The sequence below is a fragment of the Sphingomonas melonis genome, assembly GCF_013409985.1.
In the GTDB taxonomy this organism is placed as follows: Bacteria; Pseudomonadota; Alphaproteobacteria; order Sphingomonadales; family Sphingomonadaceae; genus Sphingomonas; species Sphingomonas melonis_A.
Genome location: NZ_JACCBY010000002.1, coordinates 392,068 through 409,235, shown reverse-complemented (window position 1 = coordinate 409,235; position 17,168 = coordinate 392,068). Strand labels below are relative to the sequence as shown.

At 69.2% G+C, this 17,168-nt stretch carries 15 protein-coding genes and 1 tRNA gene; 8 read left to right on the top strand and 8 right to left on the bottom strand.

What is annotated here, in order from left to right; translation table 11 throughout:
* Positions 1-354 precede the first annotated feature (354 nt).
* Positions 355-1,107 (bottom strand): hypothetical protein, encoded by a 753-nt coding sequence (locus HD841_RS08545; protein WP_179508451.1) that lies wholly within the window; start codon positions 1,105-1,107, stop codon positions 355-357.
* A gap of 136 nt (positions 1,108-1,243) precedes the next feature.
* Here HD841_RS08545 and HD841_RS08540 point away from each other — a divergent pair, with 136 nt between their 5' ends.
* Positions 1,244-1,765, top strand: a complete 522-nt coding sequence (locus HD841_RS08540) for a hypothetical protein (RefSeq protein WP_179508450.1) — start codon at positions 1,244-1,246, stop codon at positions 1,763-1,765.
* 15 nt (positions 1,766-1,780) lie between these two features.
* On the opposite strand, the gene HD841_RS08535 is transcribed toward HD841_RS08540, so the two are convergent.
* A tRNA-Glu gene (locus HD841_RS08535) sits at positions 1,781-1,855 on the bottom strand.
* Between the two features lie 80 nt (positions 1,856-1,935).
* Positions 1,936-3,309 (bottom strand): class II 3-deoxy-7-phosphoheptulonate synthase, encoded by a 1,374-nt coding sequence (locus HD841_RS08530; RefSeq protein WP_179508449.1) that lies wholly within the window; start codon positions 3,307-3,309, stop codon positions 1,936-1,938.
* 198 nt (positions 3,310-3,507) lie between these two features.
* Here HD841_RS08530 and HD841_RS08525 point away from each other — a divergent pair, with 198 nt between their 5' ends.
* Positions 3,508-4,497, top strand: coding sequence for a M48 family metallopeptidase (locus HD841_RS08525; protein WP_179508448.1), 990 nt, complete (start codon positions 3,508-3,510; stop codon positions 4,495-4,497).
* Between the two features lie 34 nt (positions 4,498-4,531).
* Here the strand turns inward: HD841_RS08525 and cysS are convergent, their stop codons facing one another.
* Entirely contained in the window at positions 4,532-5,959 is a 1,428-nt protein-coding gene (cysS, locus tag HD841_RS08520; protein WP_179508447.1) for a cysteine--tRNA ligase, read from the bottom strand.
* 47 nt (positions 5,960-6,006) lie between these two features.
* Complete coding sequence (locus tag HD841_RS08515) at positions 6,007-7,500, bottom strand: ArnT family glycosyltransferase (RefSeq protein ID WP_257015372.1); 1,494 nt, start codon at positions 7,498-7,500, stop codon at positions 6,007-6,009.
* Positions 7,501-7,705: 205 nt separating this feature from the next.
* Here HD841_RS08515 and HD841_RS08510 point away from each other — a divergent pair, with 205 nt between their 5' ends.
* The 6 genes from HD841_RS08510 (at position 7,706) to HD841_RS08485 (ending at position 14,020) form a co-directional block, all read left to right on the top strand.
* A complete protein-coding gene (locus HD841_RS08510; protein WP_257015371.1) occupies positions 7,706-8,584 on the top strand; it encodes a glycosyltransferase in 879 nt (292 codons plus the stop codon).
* Positions 8,568-9,380 (top strand): ChbG/HpnK family deacetylase, encoded by an 813-nt coding sequence (locus HD841_RS08505; protein WP_373562967.1) that lies wholly within the window; start codon positions 8,568-8,570, stop codon positions 9,378-9,380. The genes HD841_RS08510 and HD841_RS08505 overlap by 17 nt, the downstream gene beginning before the upstream one ends.
* An 18-nt stretch (positions 9,381-9,398) precedes the next feature.
* Positions 9,399-9,950: an RNA polymerase sigma factor gene (locus HD841_RS08500; RefSeq protein WP_179508446.1), complete on the top strand. Its 552-nt coding sequence runs from the start codon at positions 9,399-9,401 to the stop codon at positions 9,948-9,950.
* Positions 9,947-10,900 carry a FecR family protein gene (locus HD841_RS08495; RefSeq protein WP_373562966.1) on the top strand — a complete coding sequence of 318 codons (954 nt, stop codon included), beginning with the start codon at positions 9,947-9,949 and terminating at the stop codon, positions 10,898-10,900. The genes HD841_RS08500 and HD841_RS08495 overlap by 4 nt, the downstream gene beginning before the upstream one ends.
* 112 nt (positions 10,901-11,012) lie before the next feature.
* A complete protein-coding gene (locus HD841_RS08490; protein WP_257015426.1) occupies positions 11,013-13,238 on the top strand; it encodes a TonB-dependent receptor domain-containing protein in 2,226 nt (741 codons plus the stop codon).
* Positions 13,239-13,621: 383 nt separating this feature from the next.
* Positions 13,622-14,020: a (R)-mandelonitrile lyase gene (locus tag HD841_RS08485; protein WP_179508444.1), complete on the top strand. Its 399-nt coding sequence runs from the start codon at positions 13,622-13,624 to the stop codon at positions 14,018-14,020.
* Here the strand turns inward: HD841_RS08485 and HD841_RS08480 are convergent.
* Genes HD841_RS08480 through HD841_RS08470 form a run of 3 tightly spaced genes read right to left on the bottom strand, consistent with a single transcriptional unit; the run spans position 14,008 to position 17,164 of the window.
* A complete protein-coding gene (locus tag HD841_RS08480) occupies positions 14,008-14,868 on the bottom strand; it encodes an HpcH/HpaI aldolase/citrate lyase family protein (protein WP_179508443.1) in 861 nt (286 codons plus the stop codon). The two genes, HD841_RS08485 and HD841_RS08480, sit on opposite strands and share 13 nt — an antisense overlap.
* Complete coding sequence (locus HD841_RS08475) at positions 14,865-15,317, bottom strand: MaoC family dehydratase (protein ID WP_179508442.1); 453 nt, start codon at positions 15,315-15,317, stop codon at positions 14,865-14,867. The genes HD841_RS08480 and HD841_RS08475 overlap by 4 nt, the downstream gene beginning before the upstream one ends.
* Positions 15,317-17,164, bottom strand: a complete 1,848-nt coding sequence (locus HD841_RS08470; RefSeq protein ID WP_179508441.1) for an acetyl/propionyl/methylcrotonyl-CoA carboxylase subunit alpha — start codon at positions 17,162-17,164, stop codon at positions 15,317-15,319. The genes HD841_RS08475 and HD841_RS08470 overlap by 1 nt, the downstream gene beginning before the upstream one ends.
* Between the last annotated feature and the right edge of the window lie 4 nt (positions 17,165-17,168).

The window sequence follows — 17,168 nt, the reverse complement described above, 5'->3', positions numbered from 1 at the left end:
CATGCTTGCCATCATGGCCGTCGTGATGATGATCGATTGACCTAACCACTTACGAAACATTGACTTACACTTAGTTGCGACCGACCCCAACATACTGACTGCGCGCGAGCGCTTGGTGTGTTTTGCTTCCATAGAACCTCCTTTGATCTTTTCTGCCGCCAAGACGACGGCTGCTAGAACAACGGCCATGGTGAGCACGAGACCGGCGGGAGTTACACCCGCAACAGCAGCCCAGGAGCCGATTAGGGCTCCGAAGCTCGTGAGGGGGTATGTAGCACTCAAGCCCCGCGGTGTCGATCAGACACCGGATGGCAGTGAAACCGGCTGCTGATCTCAAGCCGATTGGTGGCCAGCTCAGGCTGCCAGCCGTTTCAGCGCCGCGTTCGGCACCGTTTCCTCGATCACATTCGCGGCTTGCGACAGGATGCTCAGGTAGGCGCCGAACGACGCCTTGTCCTTCACGACAGCCACGGGGACCGGGCGCCGCTCCAGAAGGCTTAGATCGTGGAACATGGTTGCAGACGAGTAGACAGAGCTATGATGGTTGGACACTGCCTCGAATGCCATGTCCTTTCCATCAACGTGGACGAGCGCCGACACCCTCCACTTGTGACTTGATGCTCCTGCGATCTCCGCCTCCGCCACGACCTTCTGCGCGCCGAACACCGCGACAAGCCGCTCGTAGAGGTGGGCGGCAATAGCGGCCTCGCTGCGCTGTGCCACACGCTCGCAGATACGGTGCGCTACCTGAACGGACGCGGCGGCAACATCCGCCATGGCGCCGGCGAGCTGGTCGATTGTGGCGGACGCAGTGAAGCCCCGCCTTCCAGCATCAATCCCGAACTGCTCGGCCACGGGGGCCGCATTTCGATTGAACAGGTTCTCTGCGCCGATCAGCTCGGCCTCGCGATAGGCAAGGCCGGCATCCGAGATCAGGAACTGGTTGCCGTTCTGGGTCACTTCCACGGTGGCGGCGGCGCCGCTCGGATAGAAGATGGGGAGCGCGACGCGGCTGGTTTGGCCGTCATGCCGGACCAGCAGCAGCGAGCGCGCCGCGGCTTCTACCGCAGCGGCTTGATCGACTGCCCGTGTGTCCGTCGTCGTCATATCAGATCAGCTTCGGCGACCATTCCGGCGGGGGAATGATCTCTATGTTGGAGATTCTAAACACCGTCTTAGCTGCGTCAAGCAACGCGCCATAGCTCTCAACGGCATGCGGAAGGGGTGCGGCCCAAGGGAGATTGTGTCGGCGCATCCGTTGCTCGACCTCCAGCCAATTCAGTTCGAAGGGGTGCACATGGTCCCCAATGAGCATCGTTCGGTCGGGGTTCCTGTGCTGCAGCGAGATCGGACGCCAATCGAGCCGAATGAGCGGGGTGCGGGTCCGAACGCCTGGCGTGCCTATCTCAAGCTGGAACGTCACCGCGGCATCGACCCGATGCTCATAGGCGATGCCACGCAGGGCGAAGTCGACGACGGTGATCCCATCAATGTCGAGCGGCGCCAGGAACCCTGTCTCTCCATCAACTCTATCGGGTATCTACCAGCCGACTGGGCCGCTCAGGCGCTTCCATTGTTCGACAAGTGGATGGAACGGCCCTGGCACGAGAGCAAGCTGTTGCAACAACCGAGGGAGAGTCAACCGTTAGCCCGCGTGTTCCGGTCCTCGTCTCTAGCTGTTCCCGCTTGGTTCAAGCCGTTTCAGCGCGTCTATTCCCCATTCCTTACCCAAGTAGCTTGGGCAGGGGCGGATTTAAGTTGCTAAGTGGCTGTTATCGCTTGGTGACCCCTACGAGAATCGAACTCGTGCTTTCGCCGTGAGAGGGCGACGTCCTAACCGCTAGACGAAGGGGCCGTGTGCGGTGAGGGAGCGCCTCTAAGCCGCGCGGCCGGGGGCGTCAAGCGGCAATTGCTGACGCCCCCGGATCCGGTCGTTCAGGCGGCGGCCTTGCGGCGCTCCGCCATTTCCTCGTTGAGCATTTCGGCGAGCAGGAAGGCGAGTTCCAGGCTCTGCCCGGCGTTGAGGCGCGGGTCGCAATGCGTGTGGTAGCGGTCCGCCAAGCTCTGTTCGGTCACGTCGATCGCGCCGCCAGTGCATTCGGTGACGTTCTGGCCGGTCATCTCGGCATGGATGCCGCCGGCATGCGTGCCCTCGGCGCGGTGGACGGCGAAGAAGCCGCGCACCTCGGCGAGGATCCGGTCGAACGGGCGCGTCTTGTAGCCGGTCACCGCCTTGACGGTGTTGCCGTGCATCGGGTCGCAGCTCCATACCACCGGATGGCCCTCGCGCGTCACGGCGCGGACGAGCTTGGGCAGCGACGCCTCGATCTTGTCATAGCCATAGCGGGTGATCAGCGTCATCCGTCCGGGTACGCGGCCCGGATTGAGCGTGTCGAGCATACGCAGCAGCGCGTCGGGCTCGAGGCTCGGCCCGCACTTCACGCCGATCGGATTGCCGATGCCACGCAGGAACTCGACATGCGCCGACCCCTCGAACCGGGTGCGGTCGCCGATCCACAGGAAGTGCGCGCTGGTGTCGTACCAGTCGCCGGTCAGCGAATCGCGCCGGGTCAGCGCCTGTTCGTAGGGCAGCATCAGCGCTTCGTGGCTGGTATAGAAATCGGTGCCCTTGAGCTGCGGCACCGTCTCCGGGTTGAGCCCGCACGCCGCCATGAAGTCGAGCGCCTCGCCGATCCGGTCCGCCGTCTCGGTATAGCGCTGCGCCCACGGGCTGCGGCCCATGAAGTCGAGCATCCAGGTGCGCACCTGTTCGAGCGTCGCATAGCCACCCTGCGCGAAGGCGCGCAGCAGGTTCAGCGTCGCTGCCGACTGCGCATAGCCCTGGATCAGCCGCTGCGGATCGGGCCGGCGCGATTCGGCGGTGAAGGCGATGTCGTTGACATTGTCGCCGCGGTAGCTGGGCAGCTCGACGCCATCGATCACCTCGGTCGGCGCCGAGCGGGGCTTGGAGAACTGGCCCGCCATCCGGCCGAGCTTGACCACCGGCAGCTTCGACGCCCAGGTCAGCACCACCGCCATCTGCAGGATGACGCGGAAGGTGTCGCGGATGTTGTTCGCGCTGTGCTCGGCAAAGCTTTCGGCGCAATCGCCGCCCTGGAGCAGGAAGCCGCGGCCCGCCGCAACCTCGGCGAGTTGCTGGGTCAGCGCCCGCGCCTCGCCGGCGAAGACCAGCGGCGGATAGGTCGCCAGCGTGTCGGTCGCGCGGGTCAGCGCCGCGGCATCGGGATAGTCGGGAAGCTGGCGGGCCTCTGCCTTGGTCCAGCTGTCGGGGGCCCAGTTCGCGGCCATGATCATGTCGTCCTTCGGGTCTAAACGCGTCGCGACATGCGCCCAAAACGGCCCTGACGCAACGAAGGAACGCTTTGGCGTTCCGGCGGTGGTGGTTTTGCGGCCGGGGCAGGGCGTTGCGGCGGAGAGCGGATGACGCTGCGGCAATCCGCTGCAGGAAAGGTTTCGCCCGGGGGCACGCTGTTCTAGGACGCGCGGATGATCAAGGCTTTGCTGTGCGTCGCGCCCGTGTTGCTCGGGCTGGTTCCGTCTGCGGCGACTGCGCAGGACAGCGCGGCGACCTTTGCGGCGCTGCGCGCCGTCGACGGGCGCATGGCCGGCATCGCCTATCGGCTGACCACGGCGAATGCGGCCCTGTGTCGCGAGCTGGCGCCGACGCCGGGCTGGGCGATCCATGCGATCGACCAATATGACGCGCCGCTGCGCGACCAGGCGCGCAAGAGCTTCGGATTCGAAACGCCGGTGGCGGTCGAGGCGGTGGTGCCCGGCTCGCCCGCCGCCGCCGCCGCGGTACAGGCCGGCGATTCGATCGTCGCGGTCGATGGCAAGCGGCTCGACGCCGCCGCGCCGGGCAAGAGCGCGAGCAGCGCCACGCGCGATGCCGCCGCCGCGACGATCGCGAGCCTGCCGGCCGACCGGCCGCTGCGCGTCGACCTGATGCGCGACGGCCGCGCGCGCAGCGTCAGCATCGCCGCGTCGCCGGGTTGTCGCAGCGCCTTCGAGGTCCTGCTCGGGCCGGGGATGGACGCCTCGGCGGACGGTCGCATCGTGCAGATCGGCGTGCGCTTCTTCGAACGCTACAGCGACGACGAGGTCGCGGTGGTCGTGGCGCACGAGCTGGCGCACAATATCCTGCACCACGCCAGGCGGCTCGACGCGGCGGGGGTGAAGCGTGGCCTGCTGTCCGAGGTGGGGCGCAACGGCCGGTTGTTCCGGCTGACCGAGGATCAGGCGGATCAGCTCGGCATGTATCTGCTGCGCAACGCGGGGTACGATCCGCAGATCGCGGTGCGCTTCTGGCGCGAACATGGCGGCGACGTCGACGGCGGCCTGTTCCGCAGCCGGACGCATCCGTCGTCGGCGGCGCGCGCCAAGGCGTTGGAAGCGGAGATCGCCCGCATCCCGGCGAACGCGCCCAGGCCGTATGTGCCGCCGATCGTCGCGACGGTGGATCAGCCGCTGCAATAACCGGCGCGGCTCGGCGCGCCGCGCCGGCCGCGCGTTACGGCGTGACCTTCCAGTCCCAGCCGAGCGGATCGCCGTCCATCACCTCGACGCCGAGCGCCGCGAGCTCGTCGCGGATCGCGTCGGAGCGCGGGAAGTCCTTGGCCGCGCGGGCGTCGCGCCGTTCGGCGAGCCGCGCGGCGATGGTCGCCGCGTCGATGCCGGCGCTCGCCGGGCGGACGCGCAGATCCTCGCGCGACAACGTCGTCAGCCCCAGCCCGAGCACCGCGTCGAAATCGGCGAGCGCGGCGAGCCGATCCTGCGGGCTGATCGTCTTGTCGGCGAGCAGCTCGTCGAGCACCGGCAGCGCCTTCGGCGTATTGAGATCGTCGGACAGCGCCGCATCCAGCCGTTCGAGATAGGGGGCGGCGGACGCGGCGCCCTTGCCTTCGCCGCGCGCGCGCAGCGCCGCGACCGTCTGCACATAGCGCTTCAGCCGGGTCTGCGCCGCGGCGAGGTTCTCCCACGAGAATTCCAGCTCGCTGCGATAATGCGCCTGCAGGCACATCAGGCGATAGGCGAGGGGGTGGAAGCCGCGCTCGACGAGCGTCGGGAGGGTCAGGAACGCGCCCGAGGATTTCGACATCTTGCCGGTGCGATCGACCAGAAAGTTGTTGTGCATCCACAAAGTCGCGCCGGTGTCCGCGCTGCCGCTGATCGCCTGGTTCTGCGCGATCTCGTTGGGATGATGGATCTCGCGATGGTCGATGCCGCCGGTGTGGATGTCGAAATGCGGCCCGAGATACTGGCGGCTCATCACCGAGCATTCGAGATGCCAGCCCGGTGCGCCGCGGCCCCAGGGGCTGTCCCATTCCATCTGGCGGTTCTCGCCCGGCGCGCTGGTCCGCCAGATCGCGAAGTCGGCGGCGTGGCGCTTGCCCTCGACCGTCTCGATCCGGCCCTCCGCCGGCCCGTCCTCGCGCGTGCCGGCGAGGCGGCCGTAATCGGGCACCGTCGAGGTGTCGAAATAGAGGCCGTCGGGCAGCCGGTAGCAATGTTTCGCGGCGATCGCCTCGCCGAACGCGATCATGCCGTCGACATGGTCGGTGGCGAGCGGAAAGCGGGCGGGATCGCGGACGTTGAGGTCCTTGAGGTTCGCCTTGAACGCCTGCGTATAATGCACGGCGACCGCCCAGATGTCGCGGCCGCTGGCGCGCGCCGCCGCCTCCATCTTGTCGTCGCCGGCGTCGGCGTCGCTGGTCAGATGGCCGACATCGGTGATGTTGATGATATGGGTCAGGCCATAGCCCTTCCACGTCAGCACCCGGCCCAGCGTATCGGTGAACAGATAGGCGCGCAGATTGCCGATATGGGCGTAATGATAGACGGTCGGCCCGCACGAATAGATGCGGACGTTGGCGGGGTCGGCGGGCTGGAACAGCTCCGCCATGCGGGTCAGGCTGTTATAGAGCGTCAGCGGCGTCATGAGGGCGCTCTAGCCCGGCGGAGGCGTCCGCGCCAAGGGGCGTCGGCTCAGCGGCGCAACGGCAGGTCGTTGCGCAGATAGACGAGCAGGTGCGCCTCCTCGCGCGGCACCACCAGCACGCGGCGATAGCGGGTGGCGAGCGCGCGGCGCATCAGCGCCTGGCTGTCGCGGTTCCAGGGCGCCATTGGCTCGTCCATCGTCACGATCACCGGCGGCCGTCCGGCGAGGATCCGGCGGACCTCCGCCGCCTCGTCGATCCCGGTCGCGCCCTGTTCGGCTTCATAGGCGAGGGTCGACGGGAAGGCGTAGGCGGTCGGGATACAGGCGCGGGCGAGATGGTAGAGGATGGAGTCGCCCGCGAAGACATAGGGGCAGCTGCCGCGGTCGTTCGCCGCCATCACCCGCGCGACGGCGCGCGCCGACGCCGCCTCGGTCGGCACCAGCGCGACGCGCCCGACGAACAGGAGCAGGCCATAGCCGAGCAGCGCCACCGCGGCGGCGCGATGGCGGCCGATCACCGGCCCGGCGACGATCGCCAGCGGCACCATCAGCGGCAGCGCATAATGATCGAAGAAGGCGCCAATCATCGCGAAGGCGATCAGCGCGGCGGCGAGCCAGCCGAACGCGATGCGTAACTCGGGCGGGTGCGGCCGCCTTCGCCACGCGAGCGCCGTGAAGATCAGGAACGGCAGGAGCTGCGCTGTGGTGCCGGCGAGCCGGGCGGCGATCTTGGCGGCGGGGTAGCCCTTGCGCAACGACACCGAGGCGAAGTTGGCGAACCAGAAGGCGTCGAACACTGCCGGCCCCTGCGCGCGGTAGAAGACGATGACGATCGCGGTCGGCAGCAGGCCGAGCATGGCCCAGGCCAGCCCGGCCGCGGCGATGCAGGCGAGCGACGCACCAGCGCGACGCAGGTACCAGAGGTGGACGAGCCCGAAGAAGGCGCCCTCCACCACCGGCGTATATTTCGTCTGGATCGCCAGCCCGGCGAGGAGGCACGCCGCGCAGCCGTTGACGACGATCGCGCCGGTCGCCCGCGTTGCGGCGAGGTGGGGGAGGCGGAGCGTCAGCACCGCGGCGGCGGCGACGAACAGATTGTAGAAGACCGGCGACTGGCCGCCGCGGCCGCTGAGCAGCGACAGCCAGAGGATATAGGCGAGGCCCGCCACCAGGCCGCCCGTCGCCGTCGCGCCGAGCAGCCGGCTGCCGCGCGTCACCAGCCAGGCGGTCGCCGCGGCGAACAGCGTCGCGACGAGCTGATAGGCGAGGATGCCGTCGCCCGGCAGCAGCCGGATCGCCGCGAAGATCAGGAACAGCCCCGGCGGCTTGCGGTCCCACAGATCGACATAGGGCAGGGCGCCGTGGAGCAGGCGGTCGCCGACGAGCAGATAATATTGTTCGTCGACATGGATGATCGGATTGCCGAAGTCGCGGCAGCGCAGCAGCAGCGCCCAGCCGAGCAGGAGCATGACGGTCGCGAAGGGGCGGGAACGGGCGTGGGCGGCGAGGCTCGCCGGCCGGAAAGGCGCCATCCTGATCATGCCGCCCCCTTAGGTGCGTCGATCCGCACCGTCATGCAGCATTTTTTTCGCGGCCGCGGTGTGGGAGCGGCGGATCGGCGTCGTCTGTCATTCGGGGCATCGCAGCGACTGACGCGCGGAGCCGACGTGGCCTTCCGGGGGGCAGGCCACGTCGGCATGCGCCGCAGCCCGCCGCGTCCGTCCCGATCTGTCTGCCGGGGGCATCATGTTTCTGATCAACGACGACGAATCGATGTCACGTACCGCGGCGGGGTCCTCGATCGCGGCGCGGCGGCTCGATCGGCGGCCGACGCCGCGCTGGACGGTGCTGATCCCCTTCTTCAACGAGCGCGACTATCTCGCCGCGACGATCGCCAGCCTGGCCGCGCAGAGCGAGCCGGCGATCATGATCCTCGTCGACAACGGCTCGACCGACGGCAGCGCCGATGTCGCGCGCGCCGCGGTGCGCGCGCACGGGCTCGACGCGCTGGTCATCACCGAGACGACGCCGGGCAAGGTCGCGGCGCTGCGCACCGGCCTCGGCTGGGTGCGCACCCGCTATGTCGCCACCTGCGACGCCGATACGCTCTACCCGCCGCATTATCTCGCCGAGGCCGAGCGGCTGCTGCGGCGCGACCGCTGCGTCGTCGCCGGCGCCTATTTCGTCGCGCCCGGCGCCGATCAGGCGGCGCTGGATGCCGAGGCGCGCAAGATCCTCTCGGCGGCGCGGCTGCTGCCCCGGCAATGCCATGCCGGCGGCGCCGGCCAGTGTTTCGACGTCGAGGCGCTGCGCGCGGTCGGCGGCTTCGATGCGACGATCTGGAACTACATCCTCGAGGATCACGAAGTCATCCACCGCACGATGACGCAGGGGCGGATGCTCTATTCGCAGGATCTGTGGTGCATGCCCTCGCCGCGCGAGCGCGACCGCGAGTCGATCCGCTGGACGCTGTTCGAACGGCTGGTCTATTCGGCCACTGCACCCTGGGCGGGCAGCTGGTTCTTCTATCGCTTCCTCGCTCGCCGGTTGCAGCGTCGCAAGCTGCTCAGCGTCCAGATGCGCGAGCGCGCCTATCAGGATGTCGGGGGTGCGGCGCTTGCGTAACCTCGTCCTGTGTGCCGACGATTTCGCCTATTCGCGGGCGGTCAGCGAGACGATCGCCGAGCTGGCCGCCACCGGCAAGCTCAACGCCACCAGCTGCATGACGCTGATGCCCGGCTGGGCGGAGGATGCGGCGTTGCTGCGCGATCTGCCCGCGCATGTCTCGATCGGCCTGCACCTGACGCTGACGCAGGAACGGCCGATCACCGACATGCCGCTGTTCGCCCCCGACCAGCGGCTGCCCGAGATCGATCCGCTCACCCGCAGCGCCGCACGCCGGCAGTTGCCGCTGGAGGAGATCGCCGCCGAGGTGGCGGCACAGTTCGACGCCTTCGCCGCAGCGATGGGCCGCGCGCCCGATTTCGTCGATGGCCACCAGCATTCACACGCCTTGCCCGGCATCCGCGATATCGTGCTGTTCGAGACGGCGCGCCGCGCGCCCGATGCCTGGGTGCGCGACTGTACCGACCGCGTCGACGCAATGCTGGCGCGGCCGTTCGTCGGCAAGGCGATCGGCAGCGCCTATCATTCGCGCGGGCTGCGCCGGGCGGCGGCGCGCTATCGCCTGCGTTGCAACGACAGCTTCGCGGGTCATTATGATTTCGCGACAGACTATAAGCGCGTGTTCCCGCGCTTCCTGCGCCGGGCGGCGGGCATGCATCTCGTCATGTGCCATCCGGGCGCGGGCAAACGGGCCGGCGACGCGATCGCCGAGGCGCGGCCGCGCGAAGCGGAACTCTTGCGGAAATGCTCGATAGCCGACATGGCGGCGGCGGAAGGGCTGGCGTTTCCAGCCTGACGGGAGCGCGGACGCAGATTGGCCGACGGCGGACTTCGCGCCATTTTCCTCGAGCAGCGTCCGATGCTGTCGCGGCTGTTAACCGCGCGGCTCGGCAGCCGCGACGATGCGGAGGATGCGCTGCAGGACATGTGGCTGCGGATCGACCAGCTCGCCGATCAGCCGATCGCGCAGCCGGCGGCCTTCCTGTACCGTGTCGCGAACAACCTCGCCACCGACCGGCGGATCGCCGCCGCCCGCCGCGGCGCCCGCGAGGCGGCCTGGCTGGAGGACCAGCCGACCGCCGACGATCTGCCCGATGCCGAACGGACGCTGGCGGTGCGCGACGAACTGCGCGCGATCGAGGCGGCGATCGCCGACATGCCTGAGCGGATGTCCACCGCGCTGCGCCTCTATCGCCTTGAAAACACGCCGCAACGCGTCATTGCCGAGCAATTGGGGATCAGTGTCAGCGGGGTCGAGAAGCTGTTGCAGCGTGCTTACCGGATTATTCATGCGCGGGCCGATCAAATCGCTGCGGATATGCCGGTGGCGTATCGTCATGATGATGGAAGGGGGCATCGCCTGTGAGCCGTGACGCACCGAACATCATCGACCAGGCGATCGCCTGGCATCTGCGCCAGGATCATATGGCGGCCGCGGATTGGGAAGGCTTCGTCGCCTGGCTCGAAACGCCGGCGCATGCACGCGCCTATGATGCGGTGGCGCAGCGCGATCGGCTGGTTGCGGAGGTCCGCTTTCCCGATCCGGTGCCGGTGCCGGTGGCGGCGAACGACGATCGGCCTTCGCCCGCGCGCTGGTGGCGATATGCCGGCGGCGGCGCGATCGCGGCGGCGCTGGCGGTCTGGCTGGCGCCGATGACGCTGGCGCCGCAGCCGACCGATCAGGTCTATGCGACGCGCAACGGCGAGCGGCGCGACGTGCGGCTCGGCGACGGCACACAGATCGCGCTCAGCGGCGGCAGCCTGCTGCGCGTAAGCGGCGACGATCCGCGCCGCGTGGCGCTCGATCGCGGCGAGGCGGTGTTCCACGTCGTCCATGATGCCGCGCATCCGTTCGAGCTGCGCGCGGGCGATCAGGTGATCCGCGACGTCGGCACGACGTTCGACGTACTGCACACCGACGCGCGGCTGTCGGTCGCGGTGGCGGACGGATCGGTGCTCTTCCAGCCGGCGGGCGCCAGGCTGCGGCTCGGCGCCGGCGAGATGGTGACGATGGCGGGACGTGATCGCCGCATCGTCCGCAGCACGCTGCCGACCGCGGCGGTGGGCAGCTGGCGCAGCGGCAATCTCAGCTTCGAGGGCATCCCGGTCGGCGAGGTGGCGGCGAGCCTGCGCCGCTTGCTCGGCGTCGAGCTGCGGATCGTTGGCGACTTGTCGCGTCGCCCGTTTACCGGCATGATCCATCTCACAGGAGCTGCCGATCGCGACGTACCGCATCTGGCCGATCTGATCGGGGCGACATGGCGGCGTAATGGCGAAGGCTGGGTGTTGGCGGAGCGCGGTACCGCGGCGCCTTGAGCTTGTTACCGTCGCCCTCGCAGCCACCGTCTGCCTGCCCTCGACGGCGATTGCGCGCGATCCTCTGACCGCGGTCGCCATACCGGCGACCACGCTTGATGCCGCATTGCTGATGCTCGCGCGCAGCAGCGGGGTGGAGATCGTCAGCACCGAGCGCGGCCTGCATGCGGTCCACAGCCGCCCGGTGCGCGGCAGGATGACGGTGGGGCAGGCGCTGCAACGGCTGCTCGCCGATAGCGGCTATCGCGCGATGGCGGGGCCGGGCGGCACCTATCGGATCGTCGCCGCGCCGCGGCCGGTGCGCCAGCCGCGCGGGGCGACGCCGCGTCGCATCCCGGTACCGACAGTGGAGGTGCCCGCCGATATCGTCGTCACCGCGAGCAAGCAGCGCGTGCCGCTGCTGCGCTATCCCGGCAGCCTCACCCTCGTCGCCACGACGGCGCAGCCCAATGGCGCGACCGGTGCGATCAGCGACCTCACCCGCTCGGTACCGATCCTCCAGAGCACGCAGCTCGGGCCAGGGCGCAACAAGGTGTTCATTCGCGGCATCGCCGACAGCAGCTTCAACGGCACCACGCAATCGACCGCCAGCGTCTATCTCGACGACGTGCAGCTCAACGCCTCGGGCCCCGATCCCGGCCTGCGGCTGTACGACATGCAGGCGGTCGAGGTGATGGAGGGGCCGCAGGGCACGCTCTACGGCGCCGGCGCGATCGGGGGCGTGCTGCGGCTGACCTCCAACGCGCCCGCGCTCGACCGGATCGCCGCGTCGATCGGCGGCGGCCTGGTCGCCACGCAGGGCGGGGCCGCGGGATACGATCTGTCGGCGATGATCAACGCGCCGCTGCGCGACGACCGGCTGGCGCTGCGCGGCGTCGGCTATGTCGTCCGCGATGGCGGCTATATCGACGATCCCGCGCGCGGCCGCGCGGTCAATCGCGTCACGACGGCGGGTGCGCGGGCCGCGCTGCGGGCCGAGCCGGGGGATGGCTGGCGGATCGACACCAGCGCCGTCGCGCAGCATATCCGCGCGGCCGACGGCCAATATGCCGAGATCTCCGACGGTCCCTATCGGCGCAGCAGCCGCATCGCCCAGCCGTTTGCGGATCGCTTCCTGTTCGGGCGGATCGTCGTCGCCAAGGACTGGGACAGCGGCCTGCGGCTCGTCTCGGCGACCGGGGTAGCCGATTACCGGACCAGCGAGGTCTTCGACGCGACGCCCCCTCCGATCCGGCGACCGCTCGCCTATGGCGTCACCAACGACAAGCTGCTGCTGTCGCATGAGATGCGACTGTCGCGCACCACGCCTGCGGGTCATGCCTGGCTGGCGGGATTCACGCTGGTCAGCGACCGGTCGGCGCTGTCGCGCACGCTGGGCCTGACCGGCAACCCGGTCGATATCGTCGGCGTCACCAACCTCACCCGCGCTGCCTCGGCGTTCGGGGAGACGACGCTGGTGCTCACACCCGATTGGTCGGTCACGCTCGGCAGCCGCTTCACCACCGCGCGCATCGATGGCGAGCCTTCGGCGACGCGGCGGCCCAACGCCTATATCAGGGGGCGCTCGACGCAGCGGGTCGATCCGACGCTGGCGATGTCCTATCGGCTCGCCCCGCGGCTTGCGCTGTTCGCCCGCTACCAGACCGGCTTCCGCACCGGAGGCCTCGCGGTGGCGCAGGGGATCGGGCGCGTCGCCAACTACCAGGCCGATTCGATCGATGTCGGCGAGTTCGGCATGCGCCGGCTGCGCAGTGGCACCACCGGGCTCGGCGTGTCGATGAGCGCCTCGACCGCGCACTGGCGCGGCATCCAGGCCGATCTGCTCAACCGGCGGGGGCAGCCGTTCACCACCAACCTCGGCAATGCCAATATCCAGACGCTGGAGGCATCGTTCGACTGGGTGCCAGTCGCCGGGCTGAGCCTCGCGGGATCGGCGCTCTACACCTACAATCGCGTGCGCGGCCGCATCGCCGACCAGTCGCGCGAGGACAACCGCCGGCTGCCCGAGACGCCGCCCTTCGCCGGCCATGCCGCGCTGGCCTATGATTGGGTGCAAGGGGCAATGGCGCCACGGATCGGGGTGACGCTCGACTATGTCGGTCGATCCGTGCTGGGCACTGGCGATCTGCTCGACGTCAGCCAGGGCAATTACGCGACGCTCGGCGCCTCGGCGGGGCTGCGCTGGCGCAACCTCGACCTGACGCTCGGCCTCGACAATCTCACCGATGCGGCGGCGAACCGCTTTGCCTTCGGCAACCCGTTCGGCCTCCCGGCGCGCAACCAGGTGACGCCGCTGCGCCCGCGCAACCTGCGGGTCGGCCTTGCTGCGGCGTGGTGAGGATGAGCGGTGATCATCGTGCGATCAACGCAGCGCTATAGGTCCTTCGATGACGCTGGGGCGTTGGGAAGGATCGTCATTCGGGACTCCTCCCGCTGGCAGGCAGGGCTATCGCATAGAAACGTGTGTTTGAGCTGGTCGCCTTTTAACTCCGCCCCGTCACCCCGGACTTGTTCCGGGGTCCACTCTGCGGCGGGGAGAAGCGCCTGACTTAACACCATTCTCTTGCGGCTGGGTGGACCCTGGAACAAGTCCGTGGTGACGGGTATGATGAGGAAAGTAATCGAACCTCACTATCCAAGCCATATGTGATCGCCGTGCCCGCCGGGGGAGGCATTGGGCTGAATGTCGATCTAGCCTAGGACGCGACAGGAGATACGACGATGAAGATCACCCGCAACGCCGTGGCGCCGTCGCAGACCGGCCGCACGCCCGACTATTTCACCGGTGACGTCCGCCTCGACAATGTGGTGGCGGCCAATCCCCCCGGCCGGGTCGGGACGGCGCTGGTCACCTTCGCACCCGGCGCCCGCACCGTCTGGCACACCCATCCCGCCGGACAGACGATCATCGTCACCGCCGGTAAAGGCTGGGCGCAGCGCGAGGGCGGCCCGCGCGAGGTGATCCATCCCGGCGATACCGTGGTCTTCGACGCGGGCGAGCGTCACTGGCACGGCGCCACCGCCGACACCGGCATGAGCCATATCGCGATCACCGAAAGCGTCGACGGCGCGATGGTGACCTGGCTCGAGCCGGTCAGCGACGACGCCTATCGCGGCTGATCGTCCTCGCCGACACGGTCGAGCAGGCGACGCGCCTGTTTGAGGTGGGGGGCGTCGACCATCCGGCCGTCGACCTGCAACGCGCCTGCACCGGGCGAAGCGGCGAAGGCGGCGACGATCCGCTGCGCCGCCGCGACCTGCTCGGCGCTCGGGGTGAAGGCGGCATTGATCGCGGCGACCTGCGTCGGGTGGATCGCCATCATGCCGGTGAAGCCGTCGCGCGCGGCGCGCCGCGCATACGCAGCAAGCCCGTCGAGGTCGCGGAAGGCGGGGTAGACGGTATCGATCGCCGCCACCCCGGCGGCATGCGCGGCGAAGAGCGTCAGCGACCGCGTCAGCTCATATGGCGGCGTGTAGCGGCCATCGTCCTCGCGGCTGGTCGCCGCGCCGATCGCCGCCGGCAGATCCTCCGCCCCCCAGGTCAGGCCGGCGAGCGGCACGCCCGCTGCGGCATAGCTGCCGAGCGCGAAGATCGCGGCGGGCGTCTCGGTCGCGATCGGCAGGATCGGCGCGGCGATGGCGGCGGCGGACAAGCGCTGCGCGAGATCGCGGACGCTCGGCGCCCCCTCTGCCTTGGGCAGTACGATCGCATCGATCGTCAAGCCATGCAGCGCGGCAAGATCCTCCGCGCATAGCGCCGTGTCGAGCGGATTGACCCGCACGAACAGCCGCACCGACCCCCGTGGCGCGCGCAGCCGGGCCGCCACCGCCGCGCGCGCGGCCGGCTTGGCGGCGATCGTCACCGAATCCTCGAGGTCGAGGATCAACGCGTCGGCACCGCTCGCCGCGGCCTTGTCGAACCGCTCCGGCCGGTCGCCCGGCACGAACAGCAGCGAGCGCAGCCTCATGCCGCCGATCGCTTGAGCAGGGCGGTGCGCAGGCATTGGCAGACGATCTCGTCGCGCTGGTTGAGCATCCGGTGCGCGAAGGTGACGATGCCCGCATCGGGCCTCGAGCGACTGTCCTTCAGGTCGACCACCTCGGTTTCGGCGCGCAGGGTATCGCCGAGGAACACCGGCTTGGGCATCACCAATTTGTCGTAGCCGAGATTGGCGACCAACGTGCCGAGCGTCGTATCGCCGACCGACAGGCCGACCATCAGCGCGAAGGTGAAGGTGCCGTTGACGAGGATCTGACCGAACTCGCTCGCGCGCGCCGCTTCGGCGTCGAGGTGGAGCGGCTGCGGATTGTGCGTCATCGTCGAGAACAGCAGATTGTCGGTCTCGGTAACGGTGCGGCGGATGTCGTGGACGATGCGGTCGCCGACCTGCCATGCGTCGAAGCTGCGTCCTGCCATCAGAGTTCCTCCGCTGCGATCCGGGCGAGCAACGTGCCCTCTGGCACCTGCGCGCCCTCGACGACCTTCAGCTCCGCCACCACGCCGTCGAACGGCGCGATCAGCGCCTGTTCCATCTTCATCGCTTCGAGCACCAGCAGCCGCTCGCCGCGGGTGACGCGCTGCCCGGCGGCGACCATCACCGCGATGACGCGACCCGGCATCGGCGAGAGGATCGCGCCATCGCCTTCGCCACCGCCGGCGATCGCATCGGCGCGCGGCGCGCCGAACGGCCATGCCTCGCCGTCGAGGAACAGCACGCCGTCCGCGACGATGCCGCCGGCGGCGGGATGTTCGACGCGATAGGGCTTGCCGCCGACCTCGACGTCGATCGCCGTCGCCGCCGCGCGATTGGCGCGGAAGCCGCGCAGTGCCACCCATGGATCGTCACCCGCCGGCAGCAATGCCGCCGCCGCCGCATCCAGTATGGCGGGGGAAGGCTCCGCCGCCGGGATCAGGTCGGCGGCATGGCGTTCGATGAAGCCGGTATCGACGCGCCCCGCGACGAAGTCGGGATGCGCCGCCGCGCGGGCGAGGAAGGCGGCGTTGGTCCTCACCGGCCAGACCTGCGTGCCGCGCGCCGCCGCGGCGAGCTTCGCCGCCGCCTCTCGCCGCGAACCGCCAAGGACGATCAGCTTGGCGATCATCGGGTCGTAGAAGGGCGTCACCGCGCCGCCTTCCTCGACGCCGCTGTCGACGCGGACATCGGCGGGGAAGCGCAGCCGGTCGAGCGGCCCGGTCGAGGGCAGGAAGCCGCTGGCGGGATTCTCCGCATAGAGCCGCGCCTCCATCGCCCAGCCGTGGATCGACAGTTCGTCCTGCCGGCGCGGCAGCGGTTCGCCCGAGGCGACGCGGAGCTGCCATTCGACCAGATCCTGCCCGGTGATCGCCTCGGTGACGGGATGCTCGACCTGCAACCGCGTGTTCATCTCCATGAACCAGATGCGGTTCGCGCGCAGCCCGTCCGAGCCGTCGGCGATGAACTCGATCGTGCCGGCACCGACATAGTCGACCGCCTTGGCGGCGCGCACCGCCGCGTCGCAGACCGCGGCGCGCGTCGCGGCGTCCATGCCGGGGGCAGGGGCCTCCTCGATCACTTTCTGGTGGCGGCGCTGAAGCGAGCAATCGCGCTCGAACAGATGGACGACCTGCCCGTGCGTATCGCCGAACACCTGCACCTCGATATGGCGGGGCGAGAGGATGTATTTCTCGATCAGCACCTGCGTGTTGCCGAACGAAGCGGCCGCCTCGCGCTGGCAACTGGCGAGCAGTTCGGCGAAATCCTCGCGCGCATCGACCTTGCGCATGCCCTTGCCGCCGCCACCGGCGACCGCCTTGATGAGGACCGGATAGCCGATCGCGTCGGCCTCCGCCTGCAAGCGGTCGGGCGACTGGTCGGCACCGAGATAGCCCGGCGTCACCGGGACGCCAGCGGCGATCATCCGTTCCTTGGCGGCATCCTTGAGGCCCATCGCGCGGATGCTGGCGGGCGGCGCGCCGACCCAGATCAGGCCGGCGTCCACCACCGCCTCGGCGAATTCCGCGTTCTCCGACAGAAAGCCGTAGCCGGGGTGGATCGCCTCCGCCCCCGTCTCGCGCGCGGCGGTGAGGATGCGATCCTGTCGCAGATAGCTGTCGGCGGCGAGCGCGGTGCCGATGCACACCGCCGCATCCGCCTCGCGGACGAAGGGCATGGCGGAATCGACGTCGGAATGGACCGCGATCGTGCGGATGCCGAGCCGCCGCGCGGTGCGGATGATACGGCGGGCGATTTCGCCCCGATTGGCGATGAGCAGGCTCTCGATCATGGCC

Bases quoted from the DNA above. Each gene is read 5' to 3' on its own strand.
- HD841_RS08545 (WP_179508451.1), bottom strand. From the start codon at position 1,107: ATGACGACGACGGACACACGGGCAGTCGATCAAGCCGCTGCGGTAGAA.
- HD841_RS08490 (WP_257015426.1), top strand. From the start codon at position 11,013: ATGCTCGCGCGCAGCAGCGGGGTGGAGATCGTCAGCACCGAGCGCGGC.
- HD841_RS08525 (WP_179508448.1), top strand. From the start codon at position 3,508: ATGATCAAGGCTTTGCTGTGCGTCGCGCCCGTGTTGCTCGGGCTGGTT.
- HD841_RS08510 (WP_257015371.1), top strand. From the start codon at position 7,706: ATGTTTCTGATCAACGACGACGAATCGATGTCACGTACCGCGGCGGGG.
- HD841_RS08480 (WP_179508443.1), bottom strand. From the start codon at position 14,868: ATGAGGCTGCGCTCGCTGCTGTTCGTGCCGGGCGACCGGCCGGAGCGG.
- HD841_RS08485 (WP_179508444.1), top strand. From the start codon at position 13,622: ATGAAGATCACCCGCAACGCCGTGGCGCCGTCGCAGACCGGCCGCACG.
- HD841_RS08470 (WP_179508441.1), bottom strand. From the start codon at position 17,164: ATGATCGAGAGCCTGCTCATCGCCAATCGGGGCGAAATCGCCCGCCGT.
- HD841_RS08475 (WP_179508442.1), bottom strand. From the start codon at position 15,317: ATGGCAGGACGCAGCTTCGACGCATGGCAGGTCGGCGACCGCATCGTC.
- HD841_RS08530 (WP_179508449.1), bottom strand. From the start codon at position 3,309: ATGGCCGCGAACTGGGCCCCCGACAGCTGGACCAAGGCAGAGGCCCGC.
- cysS (WP_179508447.1), bottom strand. From the start codon at position 5,959: ATGACGCCGCTGACGCTCTATAACAGCCTGACCCGCATGGCGGAGCTG.
- HD841_RS08515 (WP_257015372.1), bottom strand. From the start codon at position 7,500: ATGATCAGGATGGCGCCTTTCCGGCCGGCGAGCCTCGCCGCCCACGCC.